Origin of the sequence: uncultured Chryseobacterium sp., assembly GCF_936933875.1 — a bacterium.
GTDB lineage: Bacteria > Bacteroidota > Bacteroidia > Flavobacteriales > Weeksellaceae > CAKZIK01.
Window position 1 is genome coordinate 1 of sequence record NZ_CAKZIK010000074.1, and the last position, 4,116, is coordinate 4,116.

A 4,116-nucleotide genomic window follows, 5' to 3' on the forward strand; every position below is an offset into this window, starting at 1 on the left:
CGGATGAAAATTAATTATTACTAACCAAAATACATAATATTATGAAAAAACATTTTTTTATTACATTAGCATGCTGTTTATTTTTACTATTCACATCATGCTCAGACTCTTCAATATCAACTCAATTTGATGAAAGAGGTTCTGAAAAAATCACAAAGTTTACTTCTGATATAAATGAAGAAGCTGATGCAGCAATTCAGGAAGAAGCAAATTTAAAGATTGGGAAATTAATGCAAGCTTTTGGAGCGAACAATGCATTAGGGAAATCCAATGTTAGTTATCCAGATTATTATGGAGGTTCATTTATATCTGATAAGGGTATTTTAACCATTTATATTTCAGGTAAGTTTAGCACCGGTAAAAAAGAAATATTGAAGATAATTGATGAGGACAAAGTAAAATTTAAGCCAGCAAAGTTTTCGTATAGGTATTTAACGGAATTAATGGATGAGTTGAACCTTTGGGCGATAACAAAAGAGAATCCAAGTTTACTAAATTTTATTTCAACCTTTGGTGTGATGGATGAATTTAATACGATTGAAGTGAACGTGCTGGGATTGGATGAATACAAGAAAACTTTATTAGAAAAATCCATATTTGGGAAAGAAGGAATAAAATTTACAAATGCAAGTGGTAGAGTCAATTTAGAAACAATAATATATCCAGGTTGTGCTGTTGATAGAACCTCTTCAATGGCTACAGCAGGTTCAGTAGGATTTAAGGCAAAAAGAAATTCTGATGGGAAAATTGGCTTTGTTACTGCCGGTCATGCTATATCCGTCGGCGAAACTGCTTATTATGGTACTGGTACTGCGATTGGAACTTGTGCTAATTCAAAACAATCTGGAACAGTGGATGCAGCTTTTGTTATTTTAAATAATACAACAACCGATGAAGTAAGTAATGTTTTTTGTGGTACTGTTGACAATTTATCATTAACCACCACTCTTCCAGGTGTTGGGACAGTAATTAATAAAAGAGGTAGATCTACTGGTGCGACATCGGGTAAGGTTTTGAGTACTAATACTAGTATAATAAGTGCTACGGGCGAAACTATTGATAATATGTCAACTGCTGATTACAGTAGTAATGAAGGTGATAGCGGCGGTACTGTTTATACTTACATAAGTAGCACCGGCGCAAGACCAACTGCCGGAATACATATGGGTGCAATTGGATCTACAAGATATTTTACTAAAGCAACCAATATTCTTACTACTTTTGGATTATCGAGAAATTAGGAATTAATAGCTTACTAATTATATCTATAAAATAATGAGAAATTTTTCTTTGTTGTTGCTAACTTTAGCTATTGGCTGTAATAAAAAACTCAACACTAGCAAGCCATCTTTTAATAAATATTCAATGAATGAAAATGCCTTAAATAAAAGCCACCAAGAGGATATCGTGATAAAAATTTCACCAAAAAGTTTCACTTTCTCAGATTCAAATAAGCAGGGTACATATACAATAATAAATAATACTGAAAATCAAATATTATATTCAAGCGATTTTATTATCGAGAAATTTGATGATGAAAAATGGTTAACACAGGCTCTAGATCCTAAATTGGTTTTTGGAGAGATTAACTATTCATTAGAAAGGAAAACCTCGAAATCCTATCCGCTTTTTTTGGTAACATTTATGAAAGATAAGAAGTTAGAAAGAGGACGTTATAGAATCGGTAAAAGAATATGGCCGACAAAGAACTCCAAAGATATTAGATATATATATGATGAATTTTTAATTGATTAGTTTGAAACAATCACAACTTTGTGCAACTTGTGATTTGCAACTTGTACATCTTTTAAACCCTAAAAAGTAATTTTTAATACTGCTTTTTAGGGTTTTTTGTTGAAAAAAAATCGTTCACAACTTCGGTTATGCTTGTGAAAAAACATAACAAATAAGGCTAAACTTTGTCGCCCTAATCAAATTTTTAATCATTATGGCACTCGAAGTTTTAACCAAAGAAGATCTTCAGGAATTCAAAACAGAATTATTGGAAGACATCAAAAACCTGTTTCACATTAGAACCACAGAACAAAAATTGTGGCTTCGCTCTGCAGAAGTAAAAGAATTACTCAAAATTTCATCCGGAACATTACAGAATTTGCGCATTAACGGAACGCTTCGCTTTTCCCGCGTCGGCGGAACTCTCTACTACAACTACCAGGACATCGAAAAACTCCTACAGTCTGACAAATAATCACTGAATTATTGACCTAGGAGTTATTTGCGTGAAGAAAAATCCAAATTTCTTGATAACTACAAGTTGAACTTTTACCGAATAAAAAATTCCCACTGTTTGAGCGCGCCAAAGTTTTGTTAAGCAATTCAAATAGTGAATCGCGCGAGTTTTGGGAATTTTCTTAAAAGAAATTTGAATTTTTTAGCAAATAAATCCAGTCTTGAATTTTTGATTCTTTTGTTTCAAGACAAAGAATAATAAACAATAAAATAATGAACTATATCCGTCACCTTACAGGCTTCTACGACCGCATACAAGAAGACGACCGCCTCAATCCAACGCACATAAGTCTGTATTTGGCCTTATTTCAGTTTTGGAATCTCAACCACTTCCGAAATCCAATCAGCATTTCCCGAAACGAGATGATGAAACTTAGCAAGATTTCGGCGTACGGAACATACCACAAATGCATCAAGGAACTGCATCAATTCGGCTATATTGACTATTTACCATCCTTCAATCCTTACAAAGGAAGTTTGGTGCATCTGTTTAATTTTGGAGATTTAGATAAAATCGGCGATGAAGAAAATTTTATTCAAAATCAAAAAAGCACCCATTCAAAAAATGAACGGGAATCTATTCAAAAATCGGACAACCGCCGTGTCAAAAAACAGACAGGTTCTGAACAAGCAATGAATAGCAATGATACCAAAATCGATACAGGTTATGAACAAGCATTGATACCTTCTAAAAACCTATCAAACTATAAAAACTTTACAAAGAGAGCGGCGCAACCGCAAAAATTATTGGTGGAAGAAAATAGATTTAATTCAAAAATGGAAAGGCAGGGTTCTAATATTCCACCCGAGTTATGGGAAGTGAAAATGTATTTCGAGGAAAAAGATTCCACAATTTTTGAAGCCGAAAAATTTTTTAACCACTACGAAAGCAACGGATGGCTTGTCGGCGGAAATTCTCTAATGAAAAATTGGCAGGCAAGTGCTAGAAAATGGCTTTTGAACAGCAAAAAATATGGTTTTGAAAGTTCGAAATCTACAAATAGTGGATTGTCAAAAATGGCTTCTATTCCGAAAGCAAATCATCTGAATGCGAACATACGTAAATCCTATCAAGAAAAACTCTGAAAATTTTAATCATTATGCAACTTCCCAAACGAGAAATTGAAGTATCCTACGATTATAGGCAGGTTGTAATGAACTTTACCAAAATCGCAGAGGAATATCTCAGTAGAAAGTTTCAAATCGCAGAAAACGAACGGGGAATTATTTTCGGAATTCTGGCTTGGTTTCTACAAGATGATTTAATCGCAAAAGAAATGAACATCGATCTGAATAAAGGATTGTTTCTTACAGGACCAATCGGCTGTGGAAAAACCACTTTGTTGAAATTGATGCAGAAATTTCCTTCCCAAAGAAGATCTTTCAGAATGTTTTCTACAAGGCAGATTGTATCAGAATTTATGCAATCGGGATATGAGACCATTGAGAAATATTCACGAGGAAATCTTTACAATGAAACACGGCAACCACAAGCAATTTGTTTTGATGACCTTGGCGCAGAGTCGGCGTCGAAGTACTTCGGAAACGATTGTAATGTAATGGCAGAAATTCTATTAAGCAGATACGATTTATTTATTTCAAAAAAACTCCAAACCCACATAACCACAAATTTATCAGCCACAGAAATAGAAAAACATTACGGCAACCGAGTTCGCTCACGATTGAGGGAAATGGTTAATTTAATTGCATTTGAAAAAATAATTTTACAGTATGTTCACTTAATACAAGAAGGTTATGATAATATTGAAAACTTTAGAATAATTGCTCAAAGTTTTATAAAAAATCATGAATATTCTAAAAAAATAATAGAGCAAGATATTTTAGAATTATTAAATTTACTGTATA

At 33.3% G+C, this 4,116-nt stretch carries 5 protein-coding genes; all 5 read left to right on the forward strand.

Going from position 1 to position 4,116, the window contains the following annotated elements:
• The first annotated feature begins 41 nt into the window (after positions 1-41).
• Positions 42-1,241: a S1 family peptidase gene (locus Q0252_RS10595; RefSeq protein WP_297986081.1), complete on the forward strand. Its 1,200-nt coding sequence runs from the start codon at positions 42-44 to the stop codon at positions 1,239-1,241.
• Between the two features lie 34 nt (positions 1,242-1,275).
• Positions 1,276-1,755, forward strand: a complete 480-nt coding sequence (locus tag Q0252_RS10600) for an immunoglobulin-like domain-containing protein (RefSeq protein ID WP_297986084.1) — start codon at positions 1,276-1,278, stop codon at positions 1,753-1,755.
• A 193-nt stretch (positions 1,756-1,948) separates the two neighbouring features.
• Complete coding sequence (locus tag Q0252_RS10605) at positions 1,949-2,209, forward strand: helix-turn-helix domain-containing protein (protein ID WP_297986086.1); 261 nt, start codon at positions 1,949-1,951, stop codon at positions 2,207-2,209.
• A 254-nt stretch (positions 2,210-2,463) separates the two neighbouring features.
• Positions 2,464-3,336: a transcriptional regulator gene (locus Q0252_RS10610; RefSeq protein WP_297986090.1), complete on the forward strand. Its 873-nt coding sequence runs from the start codon at positions 2,464-2,466 to the stop codon at positions 3,334-3,336.
• A gap of 14 nt (positions 3,337-3,350) precedes the next feature.
• Positions 3,351-4,116 (forward strand): AAA family ATPase (locus Q0252_RS10615; protein ID WP_297986092.1); only part of this gene is annotated, 766 nt, incomplete at its 3' end.